Below are 21,115 nucleotides of genomic sequence, written 5' to 3' on the forward strand. Positions count from 1 at the left end.
GGCAACCCAGCTTTGCGACCCTCAATCATCAGCTTCGCATTGATTGATAGCCGGCTTGTGGAACTACGCCGATTTGTAAAAGCGGGGTAGAACTCAAGCACACCCGCCGCCGCTTCACGGGCCTCAGCGTCCCGTCCGAGGGGCGAAAGCGGACTCGAGGCAGCGGCATGGTCCTGGATTGGTAGGAGGAATTTGACGCAGGATTGGACCGACCGATGCTGGCTTATGCCGGGAGGCCAGAGTAGCCGGCCGGACCACCGCTTGACGTGGTCCGCGATGACGACACCAATTGCCGAAGCGCAAGCCAAGTAGAAATCACCTACCTCAATCGCGTGCATCGCATTGATCTGTCCAGCAATAAGGCCGGCTTGGGCGCCCGGTTGGGCGGTTGGAGCGACGCGAGTTCGCGCGGAGCTCTCGACATCGCGCAGCGCCAGATCCCGGCGCAGATGCAGGTGAAGCGAACCCGGACGGCGTATTCCATCCGAGTTGCGAGTGTGGTCGTGCGTCGTTGTAATCTGCGGGCCAGCAAAGCCTGTATCCGAAGCCCACGTAAGCACGACGCTACCGCCACGCAGCGTGCCTGCTCGAGAGGGCCGAGCTTCCGGGCGGTCCCGAGGAAGGCTCTTTCCAATCGATGAAATAAACCATCCCGACCCGTTCCCCCCAATAAATTGAGCACGTACTCATAATCCGGTTGTCCTAAAAGCGAACCGAATTGCTACAGTTAGGATTGCAAGTTAAAGCTCACACGGAGTCCAAGAGACATTCTCTCGGGAAGTTCTTGATTTCCGGTCGGAGTGAATTCCCACTTGCCCCAGCCGACATCAGTCCACTTGTTGCCGTCGACTTCCCCCAGCTTGAACGTCGGCGTTGTTCCACCCTTGGTGTCGAGCCGCACCATCTCCACTTCCGCCGCCTTGTCCTTTGGGTTGCGCGAGAAATAGGGCAGTCTGTCCTTGACGCCGTCGAGCGAGAGCACGCGGTTGCCGTTCTTCGTGCTCACGAACCGGTGCCACTCGCTCGGGAATTCGTCCTCGAGGATGAACAACCTGTGCACGATGGGTTTCGGCTCATCCTCGGGATAACCATCAGCAAGATACTTGCCGACCGCGTCGCGGCGCTCCTTCTCGAACTGCTTGCCGCCGCGCCGCGCCGTGTACCTAAGCTGCAAGATCACATCGGTGAGCGAGGCGAAATCGAGCTGCAGATTGTCCTCCGGCTTCAGCTGCAGGGTCCACGTGCTGATCGCGCCCGCGCCCTCGAACGGCAGATAGCGCTCGTCCCGGAAGTTCACCTCAAACAACCCGCTGTCGTTCTGCCCGCTGCTAGTCGCAATCGACTGGATACGCGAGAAGTTGCGCAGCAGGTTCTTTTCGTCCTCGTCCAGGTCGCGCGGGTTCTGCTTGTCGCGCCTCCGGATCTCGCTTTTCGTGAGTGTCAGCGTACAATTCACGCTTGCGTACGGGCCGGCCACGCATGGGATGCTCAAACTCACGTTCTTGATCCGACGGAAGTAGTGGCCTGGATAGTCCAAGTCAAAGATCCAGTAGGGGGTCTCGATCCGGCATTCTCCCTTGTGTTTCAAGTCCAGGAACGCGGTTGGGTCAAGGCGCACCAGGGAGATGTGTTTGGTGATCTCGAGTTCGCGCTGGTTACGGTCGCAATAGTCGACTTCCATGCGCTTCAAGTCGAACAGGAGACGATCACCGGCGTGCAGGCCTTTGTGCAGCGCGTCCCACGCATCTGGGCGTACATACGAATCGAAGGTTCCGTCGCTCTTGGGGCCCAGTTCGAAATGGAACGCCCGCTCGACCCGCAAGGCGAGCCTGTGTGCCATCTGCCATGCCTGGAAGTAAGTGGCGGAGATCTGACCGATCATCCAGTCGTACAGATCTTGATTTGAGAATTTGCGGTCCTTCAGGTAGGCTAGCACTTCCTCAGCTTGCTCGATCTGCTTGTTATGATTCAGCAGCTCGTCCTTGGCGATCTGCACGCGAATGTCCGCAGCGGCAATCTGGCGTTTGATCTGCGCCAGTTCGTGGTCGGCCAGCAGTTCCTGCAGTTTCCAATCGTCCCAACGGCGGTCGTAACTCGCAACGGCACCAACCTGGCTGCCGCGCGAGCGCAGCAGCCCGGCGTCCGAACGGGCCGACGCGGCCGTTGCCGATGCCGCCGCGCTCAGCGTCACGCCCCCGAACGTCGCCACAACGTGCGGCGAACCACCAGCGCCCGAGCCTCCAAAAGTAAAGTTGGGAATCATGCCCAACTGATGCGCCAGCACCTCACTGCTCACCGCGTTGCGATCGAACCCATCGCCTTGGGCCAAAAGTGCGAGAGCATCGTTTTCCGACCGCGTTTGGCGTTCGATATTGTGGTAGTGGAGGCGCCTCGCCTCGGTCGTCGCCTCGGTTTGCTGCAGGCTGCTGAGTGTCTGTTGCGCCTCCTGTATTTGCTGGATCTTGATCTGCTTTACCAGCTTGAGCAGATTGATCTCGTGGTTGGATCGCAGCTGGCCGAGGACCTCCGCGTCCTTTTTCTCGATCGCCTGCAACAATGCGTTGCCGAGTGCGATGACCATCTGCACCAGTTCGGTGGCCTTTTGTGCCAGAATTTGGAACCGATAATGCGGTAACTCGCCTGCGCCTTGGGCAAGCACCTCGCCGATGCTGAGCCCTGCCGCGATCGCGCGCACCAGCAGTCCGGGATCGATCGGCGGCGCGAACAGTGCGAGTTGACTCTCGATCCCTTCGATGTTCTGGCAGTGCCTGATCTTGTACAGTCGGTCCGCGACCGTATCCCAGTAGCCGATAAGCTTTTCGTTGCGCGGGACACAGAAGTACGGCACCGATGCCAGGCATCCGGCCGGCAGCGGAGGCATGGAAGGTTCAGACAACTCGGCCGAAAGTGGCTGCGGCGGCAGCACATTCTCCAGCTCCACGAGGCTGTTCCCAAAAGGGTCGATTCCCGCACCGTCCCGCTCGCCGCAGATGACGGCTTCGAGTTCCCGATACGTGCGGCTGCGAAATTCGCCGGGCGCTTTCACGACCCGCGGCTTGGGCCCCAGGAGGCGTTCGGCGGTTACATAGAGCTGCAGTGCCGCGTTTACCGATTCACGGGTAAACTGGCGGAACAGGAAGTCTCCCCATTGAATGAGCGCATCGAGGTAGCGCATGAACGTGGCTTTCTGAAAAGCCACGGTGCGTCCACGGGCGATGCGGTGAGGAACGAAAGGATTCTTCCTCCATTCGTCAACTTCGTCTTGCCATTGACGTGAGATTGCCTGGTGCGCGGGATTGGGGTCGCCGAGCAGGCCCAAGATCGTCTCGATGCGCTGCCCCACATAAGTTCTCGGATCGAGGGGATCATCGGATCCTAACCGCCTTCGGAACGGCTTGGTAACCCAGTATCGTGCCGGCCCTTTGAGGGCCGGTTCTGGCTCGATGTCGTCGCCGTACGCTTGCTTCGGGGGTTCCGGTATTCCGGCCGGATTGAAAATGAAATGAAACCATCGCAACGCGTCTTCGAACTTCTGTCCGACAACCATCTTCTGGCTGACCAGAGTGGGCATGTGATAAAAAACTTCCCAATTGTAGTCGCTGTAACTGTCAAGCCGGTCGAATTCGAACCCTTTCGTCTCCTCAGGGTAAGGCGTGAGTACCGCGCGCTGCGGAGAGAATAGGTATTGGAACTCTCCAATAGTCGGCTCCCCCTCGGAATCCGACTTGATTTTGTGGCGACGGTCCCATGTCACCGAAGATGCGTTCATCAGCCGTTCGAAGCCGCCGGCGGCAAGACTCCGTTTCATCAGGCAAACGAACGGATGATAGAAAGCGATGAACCGCAATCCAAAACAGCCGCCGAGTTGCGCTTTCAGTTCTTTGAAGGCCGGTTTCTTATTACCTGTGTCCTTCTCCCATAGCTCGACTAGTTCTTCCCACGTCCAATGGTCCTCCGCGGCTCGCTTGATGTCCGACGCCAATTCACCCAGGTTTTTCGCGAGGGCGCTGATGCTCGCCTTTAAGCGCGCTTTTCCGTACCGCATCGTAGGCACGGCGACATACCCCCTGCGGCCGTCCTCATAAAAGAACGGTACGAAGACGCCGCTCGGCTGCCATCGCACAGGCTCCTGCTTCAGCATCCTCAGTATGTTGATAAGTACCTCGTCGACGATCGTCGTTTGCTGCGCGGTCGTCACCTTGAATGTACCGGGCGTTTCGTGCAGCACTTCCGTTACGGCAAAATTGTTTGCCGTAAGCCCTTCGAGCACCAGATCGTTCATGGCGTCGCTGCCCTGCTCGATCCAGCGCTGTGTCTCGAATGATACGTCTTCAAGCCGAGGGATACTGATTGCACCGCCGGCGCCGACGGTCGGAAGGTACGCTTCTGGGACGACTTCGGGATAGCCTTTGCATCCCGCAAGATTGAAGGCCCCGAGCAGCATCGGTTCTGCCTGCTGCGTGGGAGCGATCAGGTTCTTGTCCTTATCGGCCCGAACGAAACCGTACACCAGAATGAAGAACCCAAGTTGGCCCTGGCTCGCTTCTGTATCCAGGAAATAGACTTGCCGTGGTTCGCGATCACGAATGACGAAGCGGCAGCGTTTCCGCAGCGTCGTCATCTCATCGGCCTTCGCCTTCACCATCTCTTTCGTCTTTACGACGTCCTTGGAGACTCGCTTCGGCTGCCAGCGGCCATTCGACCGCTCACTCATAGCAAGCTGGATCGTCCAGCCTCGCGGTGAACGTGGTTGTTCGTATGTGTCTCCATTCTTTTTTACCGTAACAGCGCTCTCATCCTCCACCACGTCGGTAAACTCGGGCCAGGCGATATTTAGCCGATTGTTCCTGACAAACAGCAGCACGTGGTCAGTGGCTATATCGAGATCGACCTTTTCCCACGCGGTCCAGTATTCCTCTTTGACGAATCGGCGATAAAAATAGGTCGGCGGATCGCCACCCTTCGTGCGCGCCACCACATGCAGTACGCGGCCCTCGACTTTGCCGTTTTCGCCAAACTCGGTGTCTTGGTAGTGAATTGCCATCACCTCCATGAAAGCCGCATCATCGAGCTTATCGAGGTAGGAGCGCGCGGCGACTTCCACATTGCTGTCGTTAACTTCGGCCTGCAGCAGGGTCTGCTCGAACTCCTTGAAGAACTGCGACTTGTCGTCGCGTAACTCCGGCTCGATCCAGTTTTCTGGATAGAGAAAGATCTTCCTATTCGCCTGCCAGACGCGGTAGTTCCGCATCCATGGCCATTCCTTCCAGTCATTGCCGTGCTTGTCGTCAGCGCGCGGATCGACCGAAGGCTCCTGTCCCATCAGGCAGCGCTGCGCGAACAGCTGCACCACCGCATGCGCTTGCACGATGCGCGAGGTCGGCATGCAGGCGCACATCTGCGCATCAATCAAAAAATGATCATAGAGGTCGTTTACCTCGCGGAAGCACCCATGGTGCGGATCGGCGATCAAATAGGCAACGAGGGCATCACGCTTGCGCTCGCGGATGGGATCTTGGATCTCCTTCAACGTGTCGAGCCAGGTCGCATCGTCCGACTGCTGCTTGAGCGCTTGTCGCAGGAACAGAGCGAGTTCGCGCGTTGCGGTTTCGGCCGTGAGGGAGTCCCAATGAGCGACCTCGGAGGACGCAATGCCGAGCCTGCGAATGACGGCAGCCGCGCGCTCGAGGCGCGCGTACGTCTTGGCCGACTTGAAGGCGCTGCGCGGCAGCTGAAGCCAATCGGCCACCTTGAACAGATCGACTTCGGATGATCCGAACAGTTGATAGCAGACCGCAAGGATGTCGCGGATTGTATCGAGTATTGTTGCCGGGTTGCCGCTGGCCTTCGCGGGCGAATCTTTAAGTGCAAGCTCTAGCGAAGTCGATCCACCGAGTTTGACATTGGGATCGCTTGGCGTTTCAGTACGCGGATACTGGGCGACAAAGGCTAAGCCTTCTAGGAACAGAGTCCATTTCGAAAAGTTCAGGACGCGTTCGCCACCGGTCGCCGGAGGCGTCAGAGGCATCTCGTCGGGCGAGAACCACCCGAGGCGTTGGAAGCGATTTCCAGCGGCAGGAAAGTCTGGATCGCGCCACAGTCCCCAGGATAGTTGTTCCTCGGTCTGCATACGTAAGGCTGTTGCGAGTCCGGCCACCTTGTGTGCGAGGCGCACGGCCACGAACAGGCGACTCAGCCACTCGCGCCATTGCTCGACCTGAGCCGGCGTGAGGGGAGGCGTCCACGATGTAATCTTGGTCTCGCTAAGGACGGCATCGCGGAACTTGCGCGGCCTCTCTTCCAGGCCGAGCAGACATTCGGTGTTTGCGCACAACGCGGCGTCCCACAGCGCCTCAGCCGCCTTTAGGGCTTCTGCTGGGACATCGTCCGGAAGCGGATTTTTCGCCCAGTCTGGCTCTGCAAGGATCGCGAGCAACGCGTCCCCCTGCGCCGGCGCGCCGTCCTTGGGCATGCGGCACCCGCGCAGGATCGCCTCCGCTTGTTCGGCCGGGGCGCGAAACTCCTGACTGACGATCCGGATCACTACCCCCTCGCGCGCCAAGTCGTCGACATGGTCAAGCAGCGCCTCCACGAGGTCATGCGTCCAGGTCTGATATTTGCCGTGATTGATCTCGGTTGGCTTCTGCGCGGACTCGATCCACTCACCCGGCGCGTTCACGGGTTCTTGCTCGGCGAACTGGATAACTTTGTCGATTGCCGCCAGCGGCTCGGCCGTGAGCAGCGTCTTAATGCTCTGCACGTCAGTTTCATTCACACGCCTCTCTACCAGGTTGGTGAGCAGGAGCGCTTGGGCGGCGCTCAGCCCAGGGACCTGTGACAAGACCGATGCGAGCTTTTGCAGGCATGTTGCCATCGCGTCGCCAGGGGCCGCCTCCACGCCGTCATGCGCAGGGGTCGCCTGCACGATCCCCTTGGCTGGTCGCGCGTCGCCGATCGCCTTTAGCTCCGTCCGGATCTTTGCAAGGAGGCGCGCGATGGAGAAATCCGGAATTACGCGTTTGGCTTCCTCGCCTGCGTTCTCGGTCCTGTGCAGGAGCCAAAAGCGCACATCCGCTGCGCGGATGCGCCAGGTCTTCAACAAGGCTGCGGATTCGCGCACGTCGCGCGTGATGGCCGGCGATTCCAGTGCATCCTTGATCCCTTGCATGGCAAGCAACAAGATCAGCTCCCGCATGCTTAGACCGAGCTTCTTCACCAAGCGGAACCAGCCAAAAATGCGGGACAAGTTGCGCAGCGACAGCTTAGCGGGCTCAGAGTTCTCAGGCTCGTTGCCGCAGTAGTTCAGCCACGCGTCCAGCTGCTCCGCGGGAATACCTACGGCCCTCGCCACCTGCAGCTTGTGCTCGGCAATGGTTGGACAACTATCCGCCGCCGCTCCTGTATCGGGTTTGCAATCCGTCGGCGCGCATAGGTTCTCGAGAAGGAACGGCTCGTACGGATAGCCGTCATCCTGTTTCTGCAAGAAGACGCGCCGGTAGTCAGAGGTCTCTCCGAACACTGAGATATCCGCGAACCACGCCGCGACCTTTTGTGGCTCCATTTCCAATTCGCCCGCAAGGCGAGTGATGTCCGCCAAGGCGATGATGCAAGCGCGATCTAGCTTGCCCTTGCCCACCGCTGGGGACATGATCAGCCGGTCCAGCAGATCGATCCGCCAGCCGAGTTTTCGCCATAGCCGGAGGAAACGGTTGATACGATCGAGCGCGTACGTGTCGAGCCCCTCGATGTGCATCTTCCGGGTATCGCAACGCGCGGCGAGGTCACCCGGATCGTCCGAAACGATGCTCAGCGTGCTGCCGCAAGGATTGATGAACTTGCCGGCGAAAAACTCATCCAAATCGCTCTTGCCCACCGGCTCGGTTTTTAGCCCAGTTTTGTCGAGGAAACGGCGCAGCTGGCGCATGTTTTCCACGAGCGTGGCGGCCTCCTCGGCCCAGAAGCCGTGTTGGCCGTCCGGATCGGGAGTCGTGATCAGATCGCGCTCAACAGGGGTCAGGCCCAAGGCTTCCGTCGCCACTTTCTGGCGATACGCATCGGTGCCAAGTTCAGGCCATTTGGCAAGCGCGCGCATCGCGCTCGCACGGTCGGTCTCCATCTTCACTAGGTGGGCGACCGCTTCGATCCGGTCGGCGTCGAACGGCAGCGCTAGCGACAAATGGCTCTGTTTGAGAATAGTCATCGCCGCCTGGTTGACGTATTCCGGAGCGGCGGCGATTTCCTTCTCGCTGCCGTAGGTCTGCCGCAGCCGTTTGACGCGCCAGACGGGGCAGCCTGCCTCCTCGCCCTCGCGCTGAAACAGAATGAGTGCGCGCTCATCCCTGACCAGCCGATTGTCCTCCGAGTCTGCAGTGACCTGCGCCTTGTCGGTGACGTCACGGAACCCGCTCTGCTTCAATGCATTCACCACCACGCCCGGTATCGGTCCCGGATCGAGCTTCAAATGCAGCGTGTCTGAGGTTTCGCGGACGAAATCCTCCAGCAACTCATTCACCAGATCGATATAGGGAACCGGTGTCATCGCGTTCGCGCAATTCAGGTCGAGGTAGCCGATGTCCGGCCGGCGGCTCATCAGAACGTCGAAGACCGTTCGTGCTTCTTCAGGTGCGGTAAGGCAGGGGCGCGGCGGCTTCGACCCGTCATTGGGCTTTGTCGCGGCCCCGGTCGCATCCGCCGTATCGGTGTCTCGGCGATCGAGACGCTTGAAAAACTGCAGGACGTCGACCAGGTACGAGGCCGGCCCGTAGATCGAGTCGCATTCGTCGCACGCGCACGCGTCGAGCGAACCGAACAACATTTCCCAGGACGGCAAGCGCGCCGCTGCATCCTTCGGCATCTTACCAATGCGCTCACGCAGGCGGGTGCGATCCTCCTCCGCGCACAAAGCGTCGACGTGCTGCGCGGTAGCGAGTGCGCGCGCCTCGCCGAAAGCGTACGCCGTCGCATTCGCCCTTGCCTCCGCGCGCGCAAACAATTGCTGCGCACGCAGCCGCAATTCGGGGGCCTCTTTGCCGGTGTCGGCAAGCGCCTTGACGTAGTCCGCTACAAATGGCCCTTGACCCCGCACCATGCGAATCTTCCATGCCGAATCAAGAGTGCCTGTCTCCTCGCCAGGGGTGAGAAGGAAACCGATCTCCGCCGGATCCTGCGTCAGCAACGCGACGCGCTGAAGCGACAGCAAGTCGGCCGTTCGTTGGGCGTCGTTCCACTGCAGTTCCGACGCAAGGCGGTAGACGTTGCCCGACAGTAGCTGGAAGGCCGCGAACGGGGCGTCCTTCGGATCTCCCGATGCTTGTCCGGTGAGCACCTCTTGCGCCACCGCTCTGTACCGGTCCGGGAGCTTGCCGCTGTCGAGAAGGTCGTTGAGTGCCTTATCGGGCTCTACGGCTTGCTTATCCGGGCAAAGACACTCGCGGTCGATCCGGCGGTGGAACGGGATCTTGTGCTTGTACTCGTCCGCCAGGTACTTTCGCAGATCCGATAGCGTATCGACATCATCTTTTCGCAGGGCCGCATCGCCCTCGAGATGTCTCGCCTCAATAATTCGGGAATAGGTCGCTCTCTGAATCACCTTAAACAGAGCTTCTTCGGGACTCTGGCCTAGCTCGGTTTCGGAATAGAATGCGATCTGTCCCAGATGTTTGCGTCGCGCTTCTGCATCGATGTGAAGATCGGCCAAAGTGATTCTCAGCTGCGCATCCGGTCGGATTTCCTCCGGCTTTTCCAGGTTCCTGCCAAAGCTGGCATACAAGAGCGCTTCGAGCCGAAGGATGCCGTAGAAGAAGGGCGGATCGAGGAAATTTTTTTTATCGATGGGCTGTAGAACCCTGCTTGCTTCAACCTGCAGCAGATGGGCGATCACGAGGTGTTCGATCTGTTGCTCGGTGATTTCGCGTGGTGCCCCTGTATCAGGACCGACCTTGAAGATCACCTTAGCTTGATCCGGCGTAATGTTCTCCGGGTGTTGCTGTAAATCGGCGGGCAACGCGGCGCGGGTGACTCTTGCCTGGACCTCCGCGAGCACCCAAGGATATTCGATCGGACGCACCTTCGTTTCCTCGACAGCGAGATCGAACGTGATCTCGTTGTTCGTCGCAAATGCGTTCCACAAAACGGGTGATCGTGCGACCTCCTGCTCCTTCGCCTCCTGACCTTGGGTCGCGAAGGCCCGCTCAAAAATGTTATGGGCAAGCGGCGGCTCCTCCAGATCGCCATAGATGCTGAAGCTTCCGTCGCTCTCGCTGGTCGTTTGGGTTCCCCAGAGTGGTGGAGATTCTCCGCCGGTTTCTTCGTAAGCCGCCACCGTAACGCCAAGCAGGGGCAAAGGCTCAAATACGTTGCCATCCTTGCGCCGACCCAAATGCCCCTTGATCAGCCGGACCTGCTGCTCCTTATGCAGGACTCCGTTCATGCCTGCGGCCGTGGGCGGGGTTAACACTCCGCTCGCTGGTTTGATTTTTTCGTGTACCTGGAATTCCTTCACCAGTTTCGTGGTGACGGTGGCGTATTTGCTGTCGGCCACTTCGGCGTCGAAATCAGTTTCGTCCTGGCCAGCCGGCTTGGTGATCGGAGGATCAGCGATGCCCCACAGGAACGCCAGGGCCGCGTGCAAGGCAGCGAGGTGCTCCTTCGCCGGTTCCGCGATCTTGGTGATCGGCAATATGGCTTTCATGACGCAGCTACCCCATTTGCCATTGTGATCCGACTCTTTCGAACTATGGGCACACCTATTGTCACATCCGTTCGCCGCTTAGATACTGTGCGAACCTCTCATGAAGAAACAGCACAACTGGTATTTCATTCCGTACGTTCCATACTCTTCAGCAAAGCCTGCACTTCCCGCAATAAAGACACTACGCGCTGGCGAGAAGCCCCAACTCTTGTTTCAAACTCAAAGATCTCGATTCCATTGCACGTCTCGTTGAGCACAGCATTCACGATGAGCAGCTCTTCGATGCTGACCCGAACAACGGCTTGTTGCTGACTGGTTTCTAGTGTTTCCATGTGTGTCACCTATATGTCGTTGAGGTACGATCGAAATTTAAAGGGCTGAAATGCCGAGCCACCATCGGCGGCGCTCGGATTTCTGATGACTACGGTGCTTGACGCTTCGTCCCAATAAGCGGTTCGTCCGCCGCCAAGTTGTTTCGTAGCAGTTGGATTGTTGATAATTCCCTCAATGTGGCGCGCAAACTGCTCGCGCGTACGAATTCCTAGACCTTTGAAGTTCGTGAAGTTGCCCTCTGTCAAGACGTGTTTCGTAAACGCATGGCCGCCAGCAATCTCTTGCGCTGCTAGCTGGCTACGCAGACGCACTGCGTCGGCGGCGCTTTCCGCACCTGTGCTTGTCTTTGGCGCACCGCTGCTCTCTGAAATATACGCTGCTACTTTCGCGACAGCCGCTCGGCCCGTAGTCGCAATGGCAGCTCCACCTGCACCGAAGGCCAATCCCGTGGCGCCCGCTGCAGCGATATCGTTGATGCGAAGGTCGCGCCAGCTAGCCGCCTCGCCGCTGACAAGCTGTCTCGTCGTCTCGTGTGTCGCGCCGCCAACAGCACCGGAGGCACCACCCTTTGCTGCGCTGACACCAACTTGCCGTGCGAAACTCCCCGTGGCGGTCGCCGCAGCACTGGTCGCCGCAGCGGCGCTGCCGCCCGTGCGCAGCGCCTGCACTGTGGCGCGCGCCGCTGCCACTCCCGGAATGAGGCTCAGGACCCCGCCCGATACGGCACCGCCCGCAGCGGCTGCTTTAATGCGTGCAGTGTCGATGTCCGCACCTTCAGGCCTCGTGAGGGCCTGCGCGGTCCAGTCGGCGGCGGCACCGCTCGCCGCGCCAGTGGCGGCTCCAACCGCGACGGTGCCCACGAACGCCGTCGCGGCAGCGCCAGTCGCCCCTGCGGTGGTGCCGACTGCCGACGCGGCTGCCGCCACCGCAGCCGTTCCGACGCCCGCTGTGAGTACGGTCACCGCGACTGCCGCCACAACCACCGCGCCAACCACGGCGACTTGGTCCCAGGTCCATCGCCCGGTTGGATCGACGCCGCGGACCGGGTTCGCACGAACGTACTGATAGACGTTCACATGATCTCGAATCCCCTCCGGATCCGCTGACGTCCACCGCCCCAGCCACGTCGCGAGATAGCGCGCCGCGTGGTAATTGAGCCCGCTTTCCTCGTCGCGCTCCTTACCGGTGTATCGGTAGCGCTTGGCCGCCGCCTTAATGGCGCGATTGACCGCGAGATAGGCCGTGGTGCCATAGGGATGGAACTCCTCATAGGAGATCACCGGGGCCTTCTTGTCGAACTGCACTTCCAGGCATGCCGAGCCGAGATGGTTGGGGAACTGGCCGCGAATGAGCTGCTTCGCCGCGTCATCGCCACCGTCGGTCACGGTCTCGATGAGCGCGAAGCGCCGCTCGCCGTCGGAGACGTGCAGCGACTTGCGTTCGACGTCGAGGTCCTTGCCGTTCGCCGCATAGCCCCGGTAGATCTCGGCGGCGCCGAGATAGCGGCGCTCCGCCACCGGCCGGCCCTCACGCTCCGTTACCTTGCGCACGCGCTCGCCGCCGGCGTCGTACACGTAATAGGTCACCTCGCCCCTGCCGCGTGGCCGGTCAGCATCGCACCACACGCTCTGTCGCGTGGTCGCCGACAGCTGGTCGCGAAAATCGGTCGCCATGGCCTGCAGGTGCGGCATCGCCACAATGCTGCCGTGCGGGTCATAGTCGTAGCGCTCGATCACCCCGCCGATGGTAGTGCTGACCAGCCGGTTCGAGCGCTTGTCGCGCGAGCCCTGCACGAGATCGTACCCATAGACGCGCCGCCAGGACCCCTTGTCGCCCGCCTGGTGGATCATCTCCTCGATGTTGCCGACCAGGTCATAGGCGTAGCGCTGGATGTAATTGCGCATCGCCTCGCCGTCATTGGGATTCGGAAAGTAGGTGAACTTGCATCCGCCGTCGAACGTGCCGGCGCGCTGAACGTCCCAGGCATTGGGGGGGCGGTTCTGGCCGGCGTGCTCGCGCCCGCAAGCGGTGATCAAGCGATACAGCGCATCATATTCGTAGTCGGCATCCGGAGAGACTACTTGCTGATTGAAGTAGAAGGTTCGCTGAGCGGTGTCCCGGATTGCCGTGATGTTGCCGACGGGGTCGTAGACGTAGTCGAGCGCCTGATACCGGTCCTTCGCTGCGCCTTCATCGGTATTGGCAGTGACCAGGTTGAGCAGACGGAATGTCTTGTCGTCATAGATCAACGTGCTGCGCAGCCCGTCGCCGCTGCTGTTGTTGCCATACTGGATGACGCGACGCTGGCCGCGCGCGTTGTAATCGATGCCGCGCACGATTAGGAAAAACTCGCTCGGCGTGTTCACGGTCGTCGCGAACAGCTGGCCGGCAAGATTGTAGCGGGCGAAGGTCTGGCAATCGCCAGCATTCTTGTGCGCATAGGGCGTGATGACGCGGATCGGACGGTTGAGTGCGTCGTAGTCGGTGCTCCAGGCGACCGACTCGTCCTCCAGTAGTGGATTGGCCGACCAGTCAGGCGTTGACTTGTAGTCGCGGCAAAAACGGCGCGTCCAGGTGCGCAGGTTTCCTTTCGCGTCGTACCCTCCGATGGTTCTGCGTCCGGCAGTGTCGTCATGCTTCCATATGCGGCCGCGCAGGTTGCCGTCGGCCGGTGCTTGCGCATCCTCGCCGTAGGTGAAGCGCTCGTAACAGATTTCCTGCACCTGAGCGCCGTCCGAAAACCTCATGGCGAGCCAGTTCTCGAGCGGACGCCGCAGCGCGTCGTAGCGGTGCCGGAACGCGTGGTCGCGCTCGTCCCAGCGGCGAAGCGGCTGGCTCGCCGCGTCAGGTAATGTCCAACGCCGGCCGGCATCCATACTGTTCTCGCGCAGGGGGCGGCCGAGCAGGTCGTAGTCCCACGCCATGACGGCGCGGCCGAGCGTGTCGATGACGGTGCGGCGGTTGCCTTCGATATCGAGCAGCGTGCGCGTATGCGCGAACTCCTCCTTCTGCGCCTGCGAACGAGGATCGATATAGCGGTTGTGGCTGACCACCAAGAACGCGCGTCCGAGCGCATCGAAATGTGTGCGGGTCGGCGTGCCGGCATGCTTAGGGGCGCCGTCACCCGCGACCTTCAGGGCCGCGGCCTGTTCCTGTTCGCGGCGCCAGTTCATCGCCTCGCCCCGGAAGAGATCCTGGAGCGCGCTCGCCGTGGTGCGCCGCTTGTGCCAGGTCGGCGAGGCCCCCTCGATCAGCATCCACTCCTCATCCGGCAGCCACCGAAAGAAAGCCGCAACGTCAGGATCCTTGAGCGGATCGATGAGGACGGTGTCGTTTCGGTCCCAGGCGGTCTGCAGCCACGGATCGACGACGGTCTTCTCCCAGCTGTGATCGGGGTGCAACGTCGCGGCGACGCGTCCGACGGGATCATAGAACAGGATCGGGCTCGCGGCCGCACGGCGAAACTCGAACTCGTGTGGCCGCGAGCCGCCGCCAGCATCTTCCGTGAAGAAAGGCTCATACTGCCGGACGGGTTGGCCCTTATTGTTGAAGATGGTCCACCCGCTTCCGAGCCAGCGGCGCGGCTTCGCCGGGCCAGGCGCATCCTTAATCTGCGGCTCCGTGCGGGTCTTTTGCTGGATCTCGCGGCCGAAACCGTCCGAGTAGCTGAAGCGGCAGTGGATTTTGTCGGCCGGAGCCAAATCCACGCCAACCCAGTGAGCCGCGTTGGCGTGGTCGATGAGCGACGGCACTTTGACGTGGAATTTACGCTCCAGAGCGGCGGCGAAAACCGGCGGGGGATACTCATCGCCTGTGATGGCCGCGCGACGGAAGCGCATCACATCATAGACGTAGCGGCATGTCGCATCCTTGAGCAGTTTCTCCGCCTTTCCGATCGGATCGGCAAAGAACTCCGCAATCTCAACCTCGCTCAAATCGGCATCGAGGCCCTCAAGCGTGTCGCCAAGCTCGCCGACCGGGTGCGTCGTCCCGAGCACCGCCGTCGCCGCCACAAGGCCGCGCAGATCGAAGGCGGCGGCGATGTGATTGCCGTTCGCGTCAGTAATGAGTTCGGGCTGCAACACGCGATAGTCGTAGGTGGCGCGCGTAATGTTCTTGGTCGCATCGGTGATCTCGACGATGCGCAGGATAGTGTCGTCGTAGGCGACCCGAGTCGCATTGCCGAAGGCGTCCACGAACCGGTGCGGCAGGAAGAAGCGCTTACGCGCGAACGCGAGCTCGGCGGTCGAGCCCTGCGGCGTCCCACTGGCGTCTGGCGAGAAGAAGGTACGGCCCGAGGAGATCCAGAATCGGCCATCGCCCTCTGGCTCGGAGTATCCGGCCGCGCCGTCGCGCAGATAGGCAGTGAACCCGTTCGCATCGGCCTTGCCTTCGTAGTAGTCGGCGAGCTCTGGCGTGATTGCGAGCTTGAGCGTCTCGCCGGGAAGCGCAAGCGATTCCAGCATGCCGATTGTCAACAGCCCTTTGAGGTCGTCGCGGCGGTAAAGGGTGCGGACCTCCTCGACAAGCCGGCGCTCGCGGCGCGAGTAGCTCGGCGCCACGGTGTATAGGAGCTCCGGAATGGCATCGAAATCTTTCGCGGCTTCCGAAAGCTCCTCGAAGGTCAAGCCGGTCGATTTCTCCCATAACGGGTCGCTAAGCTCGTAGGTGCGTAGCTCGGCCGGCAGTGGTGTCCGCCAGGCGTCGGACAGGTTGACAGCGTTGGTGAAGGTACTGGCCGTGAACGTTAGCAAGGTGCGGCGCTGCGCGACGTGTTCCTCGCGCGTGAGCCGCTGACGCGGATTGGCGTCCGGCTCGTCGGGCTCCGGCTGGCGGCGGCTGTAGCCGATCGCGACTGATCGCTCGACATTACCGTAGTCATCAACTTTGAGCGTGAGCGCGTGGGTGATGCGGGGATCGGGCGGATCGGTTCGCTCATAATGGGCATGCATCGCCTCGCGCGGATGCACAAAGAACACGGCATGCTGATTGTCGCCGCGGACCTGCAGGGTCTTGACAGTGAAGTTCTGCTCGACGACCTGATACGGCCGTGCGGCGCGCGCCTTCACGGCGGGCGTGGAATCGACTTCCGCATCTAGCGCGTAGATCTCCTGCCGCAGGATGCGGCCGCGCAAGGCGCGACAGGCTTCACGCTCCTCATTGGCCATGAGACCTGAGGGGAGGACTGTATCTGCAAGGTCGACGGCACGCGGATCTCCGGACCAGTACTCGCGTTTGAACGCCGCGACGAGCGAGTCGTCATCGTACCAGGCGCCATGATGAAACCAGGTTCGCGTCAAGGTCGGCGGAACGTAGTTGGCCGAGTCCCAGTTCCGATAGTCGCGTTTTTTCGGCGAGACCGCGTCGATGTGCTCAGTATCCCACTGTTCGACCATGCCGAAGCCGCGGAACTCGCGCTCCGCGCCGTCGAAAAACCCGTGATGATAAGCGTAGCGGGAAACAAACAGGTTCCGGCCGATGGCATCCCTGGTTTCGACCTTTTCCACCACATGGACGGGAAATGGCAACCGCGTGAGCCATGGCTTTCCTTCGGCTAGATCCTTCAGATAGAACTCGGTCGAACTACGATACGACAGTGTGGTTTCGGCGCCGAGATTGTTGCGGATCCCGATCAGTAGGTGCGGCTTTATGCCTCCCGTGAGGTCCAGCACGAAAAAGTGGCTACCGGCGTCGCCCGGCGCAGCCGACGACCAGACGAGGCAACCGGTCCCGCGGCCGAAGAAATCCACGCTGGTGACGCCAGCGAGAGTGTGCGCGATGCGGAACGGAATCGGCTGGCGCGCCGACCACCCGTTGCCCGCATGGTTCGCCCAGAACGCAGCGCCTTCGCGCCCGAGGTAAACGATGTCGGCAATGCCGGAACCGTCCACGTCGATCAAGCGCAACCGCGCCGGATCGAACTGGTCCGGAGTATCGAAAACCGGCGCATCGTCCATCTCGACGCGCGCACCGAACCGGCCGTAGCCGAGGTTCGGCCAATAGCAGGCCTCGCCGTTGCGAATGCGCACGATGTCGGTCAGTCCGTCGCCGGACATGTCGGCGAGAAAGACGGTCTGCATGACCTCGCTGAACACGCACACCGGGCCGAGCTTCTCATCGAGGAGCTTGGCAACACGATGCACGGCCCCGAAGCCGTCTTCACCGAGTCCTTCCTGCCACACCAGACAATCGTGTTCCGTAAGGAGGAGCTCCGCACGGCCGTCGCCGTCGAGGTCCACCAGCCGGACATTCGGATCGTTCAGCGGATAGGCCGGCCGGCGCGGCAAGACGCGCGCCGCATGCCAGCCCTGGCGCTCGTCGCGTTCGTAGACTACGGCCGCTGCCGACGAGTATTCGAGCACATCGATGGAGCCGTCGCCGGCGAGATCGACCAGTTGCGTCGCCGTGTTGCCGAGGGCGCCTGAAGGTTGGAATTGCAGTGGCTGCGGCGGTCGGAATGCGCCTCCCGAGAGCGGCGCGTTCGGCGGCGCGTCGCCGACCTCGACGAACTTCGACCAGCGATTCGACGCGTACCACCACGTATCGCCGCGCCGTGAAAGGACCCCCTGAATACCTTCGCCATCGAGATCGACCCATTCGTAGCGCGAGCCGTCGACGCCTTCGGGAAGCGACAGCGCATCGCCGTGCGGTACCTGCGTGAGCTCCATCGGCCCCGCGACCGAATAGTCGAACTCTAGCGGCGGCCATTCGGCATGGTCATGGTCGGCCGTTTGGCCGGTGCGCCGGAAGCTGACCTGTTGAACGGACCGAAGCTTTGCGAGGATCGGGGAATCAGCGCTGGTGCCTGTTCCTGCGCGCCACGGAGTTGGCGCAACGTATTGCAGGATCAGCGCGTGCGTCAGGCCGACATAGCCGGTCTCCCTGCCTTCGATTTCGATCGAAAGGTTCGACTCGAAGACAATGCGCCGGCAGAGTCGGGAGGTCCGGACCTCAAATCCCGCGCGGTAGCTCGAGAACGGATCGGCGCGCAGCGCCCATGCACGGTTGTCGAGGGTCGGATCGCCGGCCACTCGCGCCGCATAGTCGAAGAACACGCGGAATTGCCAGTTCTCCCCAAACGATGCCGCCGAGGCGATCAGTTCCGCGACGGCCGGCCAGTAGTCCGAATTCGTCCCGGCGAAGAACGGCTCACGATTCCCATAGAGGATGGACTCGATATGACAGCCGGCAACACGCGCGCGTCCCTCGACGCGGTGCGACTCGGAAAGCCGCGCCGCATCGATCCCGACAAGATCCTCTGGCCGATAGCGGTAGACGACGGCATTGCCCTTGTCGTCGAACGAGCATTCCAGGAGCCACTGGAAAACCCGGTAAGGATCAGTCGGATCGGCAATGCGGGCTGCCGACGTAAAACCGAGGACGTGGGTGACGTTTTCGCGTGAAATAACGCGCCAATGATTTCTCGAAGCGCTTTCCCGGCTGGTCCACGCTTCGATGCGCGCGAATCCGGCTTCCACGCGCGGCCGGAAGCGCCGTACCTGATATTCGCCGCGCGTCTCGCTCGCCGCCGAGACTGGAACGAGATCTTCGGCCCCGGAATAGCTGAACACGTCCGCGTTTTGGTATTTAGGTAAACCTTTGTCCGTCTTTCGCGAGATGTACGAAATTCCGAGCTGCCACCCCGCGCCGAAAATTCCGTTGCCCAAACCGGAGTCGTAGGAAAGCTCGAGATTAGGTGTGAAGCCGCCACGTGTCTGCATGAGCGGGAGAGGCACCGACAAGGCCCCGGTGCCGGTCTGCGCGTTGAAAGAAAATTTTTCGCCGATCCCCTTCAGCGCACCGCCACCTTTAGGGAGGTTGAGAGAAGGCGCTGACACCGTCCCGCCGGAATGATCGGCACCCATGGTACCGCCGCCCTCGGAGCCTTTTCCCGCGCGATCGACCTGGGATGCCGCCTGGTTCATGACGGGAGACCACTGGCGCTCGGCCTGCAGAGCCAATGAAAGGCCACGCTACGCCCCCCGCAATTCGCTGCCGCATGCTCAACCGACTAAACAAACCAATCGTGCCGCGCCGCGTCGTGCCGCGCCAGCTGGCCCCTGTGCCACTCACACCTATTGGCGCGCCAATACTCCTGCCCGCGCAACACGAGCCGGGCGTTTCTCTCTTCTAGAAGAATCCCCTCTAGAGGGACCCCCGCAATCTAGTGAAATGCAGCACAATCACTCGTTTTATTTTTTTAAGCTACCCGTCGACCACAATCTTTGTCAAGATAACAAGAACGCGATTTGAAACGGGTTTTGAGCTGCAAGAGAAAACTATTGGCGGTTATTTAATGCGGAGGCATTTTTCGAAAGCGGCCATTATCGCGTGACAAGTTGAGGACTATCGAACGATCATAAGGATTTGGCTGCCATAACAAAGCGGGCTGGAGAGCGCCATGTCATCACCGTATCCAGGCGAACCGACTGGAGGGCCTTCGTTCCTTCGTCTGCTGATCGCGTCGGTCGGAGGAGCGACACTGGTCGCCAGCCTGGCGATCGTTGTTTTTTTCGTCGCCGAGCGCTACGGCATACCTTTTGTCAAAAAGCCGGAGCCGGCTGCCGTCGCACTGCAAACAAGCCCACAACAGACCGAGGCACTATTTCTCAATGGGCTGAAAGCGCCCGATGCGGCGAGTGAATGGTGGCCGGCCCGGGCCGATCATCGACTTGTGGCGTATGCGGTACTCAATTGCAAACAACTGTTAGGCGTCTCGTTGGACCTGATGCCTCGCCCTGTATTCAGCGCGCTGCTGCTCGACCTCACGCCATCCGGCAGTCACGTCTTCCTTACCAAAGATGGGGATGGTGCGCTGCTCGCCGCGCACGGCAAGGAAGCGCCGCCCCTTGCCCTCACCAACGACGATAATGATCTCCTGTCGCTCAGCGACTCAATCGCGCGTGCCAGGATCGCCGCCGCCGAAGGCGCGCAAACAAATGTGCCTCGGGTGCAGGGTCTCGGGTTTATAACGCTCGTCGTTGCGGCGCTCGCGACCCTGTTCGTCACCATGCAAGGCAAGGTGCGCCAAGTCGAGCCGACCGACGACGAAAAGAAGGCGCTGCTTCGCGAGAAATTCCGCACCCGCGTGAGTTACGCGTTGGTCGGCCCCGGCGCGGGCTTCAGGTGGGTCGCGTTCTTCGCAATTTTCTTGTCGATCCTCGCAACCTCGCTCACCGGGGTGAAACAGGTCTATGACCCGACTAGGAACTTGACGCAGAACACGCGCGCTCTGCTCGATCTCCGTCAGCTGCACCAAGACGTCATCCTGGGAGTGAGATGCGACAACCAGAGCAAGGCTGTCCGCCGAGACGGCCGCGTAGCGGAGGAATGGGCCGGCACGATACGCCGTATGCGCGCGACGATCATTCCGGAGTACGGCGCGTATGCAAATCTCGACGTCGGCGGTTCGTCTCAACGTCCGGATCCGACCCGCGCCGACGGGCGAGACGCCGATGACGCTCGGCGTGCTGAACGTGACTCTCTACGCCCCAATCGGGACAGCAATACTCCGATTGTCCCCAACCCTCCAGCCGCGTCCACCCCTAGCCCGACTCCCGCGGGTGGCACCCCGGCTGCTGCTAACCCGAACCCCGCCAATCCGCCACCACGCCAATAACCCGCGAGTACCGCTCTGGCATGGCGCGCGTCGATACAGATCAACCGACAGGCCAAGTTGTTTTGAGCTCGGTCCATAGCCATGTGGGCGTCGGGCAAAGGATTGTCCAGAAATGGTCGTCCTTCCCGCGGGCCGCTTTGAAATGGGGGTCGCGCGGAAATGAGGGCTGTAAGCGTAGCGCAGAGGCCCGTCGGATTGTTTGTGCGGGGTCTTAAGAGCACCGTTAGAAGAGTCATCTTCAGCAAGGGTGCTTACAATGGACGACCATTCGGATGACATAAGACGACCGTTGTCGCCGCGTATCGAAGTGTATGCTGGCGCAGGTCGCAAGCGGTGGCCGGATGATTTGAAGGCACAGATTGCCGCGGAAAGCCTCGAGCCGGGGGCGGTTGTCACAGACGTCGCCCGTCGCCATGGCTGCCGGCCCCAGCAGGTGCACGACTGGCGGCGCCGGGCGCGTTTGGGCCAGTTGG

Annotated in this window: 5 protein-coding genes and 1 pseudogene; 2 read left to right on the top strand and 4 right to left on the bottom strand. The window is 61.1% G+C overall.

The window, feature by feature from the left end; all coding sequences use genetic code 11:
• Positions 1-410: 410 nt before the first annotated feature.
• From K288_RS52620 to K288_RS46515, 4 genes and pseudogenes are all read right to left on the bottom strand, one after another.
• A pseudogene (locus K288_RS52620) lies at positions 411-531 on the bottom strand (IS3 family transposase); the annotation flags it as partial.
• Between the two features lie 196 nt (positions 532-727).
• Positions 728-10,690, bottom strand: coding sequence for a neuraminidase-like domain-containing protein (locus K288_RS0125230; RefSeq protein ID WP_027582064.1), 9,963 nt, complete (start codon positions 10,688-10,690; stop codon positions 728-730).
• A gap of 125 nt (positions 10,691-10,815) precedes the next feature.
• Positions 10,816-11,022 carry a hypothetical protein gene (locus tag K288_RS0125235; protein ID WP_027582065.1) on the bottom strand — a complete coding sequence of 69 codons (207 nt, stop codon included), beginning with the start codon at positions 11,020-11,022 and terminating at the stop codon, positions 10,816-10,818.
• Positions 11,023-11,031: 9 nt separating this feature from the next.
• Positions 11,032-18,948, bottom strand: a complete 7,917-nt coding sequence (locus tag K288_RS46515) for a SpvB/TcaC N-terminal domain-containing protein (RefSeq protein ID WP_051334714.1) — start codon at positions 18,946-18,948, stop codon at positions 11,032-11,034.
• A gap of 476 nt (positions 18,949-19,424) precedes the next feature.
• Between K288_RS46515 and K288_RS0125245 the strand changes: the two genes are divergently transcribed.
• Both K288_RS0125245 and K288_RS50820 read left to right on the top strand, forming a co-directional pair.
• Positions 19,425-20,642 (top strand): hypothetical protein, encoded by a 1,218-nt coding sequence (locus K288_RS0125245; RefSeq protein WP_027582066.1) that lies wholly within the window; start codon positions 19,425-19,427, stop codon positions 20,640-20,642.
• Positions 20,643-20,898: 256 nt separating this feature from the next.
• Positions 20,899-21,115 (top strand): transposase (locus K288_RS50820; RefSeq protein ID WP_152535667.1); only part of this gene is annotated, 217 nt, incomplete at its 3' end.

Origin of the sequence: Bradyrhizobium sp. Ai1a-2, from assembly GCF_000426245.1 — a bacterium.
Taxonomy (GTDB): Bacteria; Pseudomonadota; Alphaproteobacteria; order Rhizobiales; family Xanthobacteraceae; genus Bradyrhizobium.

Excerpts from the sequence above, each read along its gene's own strand:
- K288_RS0125230 (WP_027582064.1), bottom strand. The coding sequence starts at position 10,690 with ATGAAAGCCATATTGCCGATCACCAAGATCGCGGAACCGGCGAAGGAG.
- K288_RS0125235 (WP_027582065.1), bottom strand. The coding sequence starts at position 11,022 with ATGGAAACACTAGAAACCAGTCAGCAACAAGCCGTTGTTCGGGTCAGC.
- K288_RS46515 (WP_051334714.1), bottom strand. The coding sequence starts at position 18,948 with ATGAACCAGGCGGCATCCCAGGTCGATCGCGCGGGAAAAGGCTCCGAG.
- K288_RS0125245 (WP_027582066.1), top strand. The coding sequence starts at position 19,425 with ATGTCATCACCGTATCCAGGCGAACCGACTGGAGGGCCTTCGTTCCTT.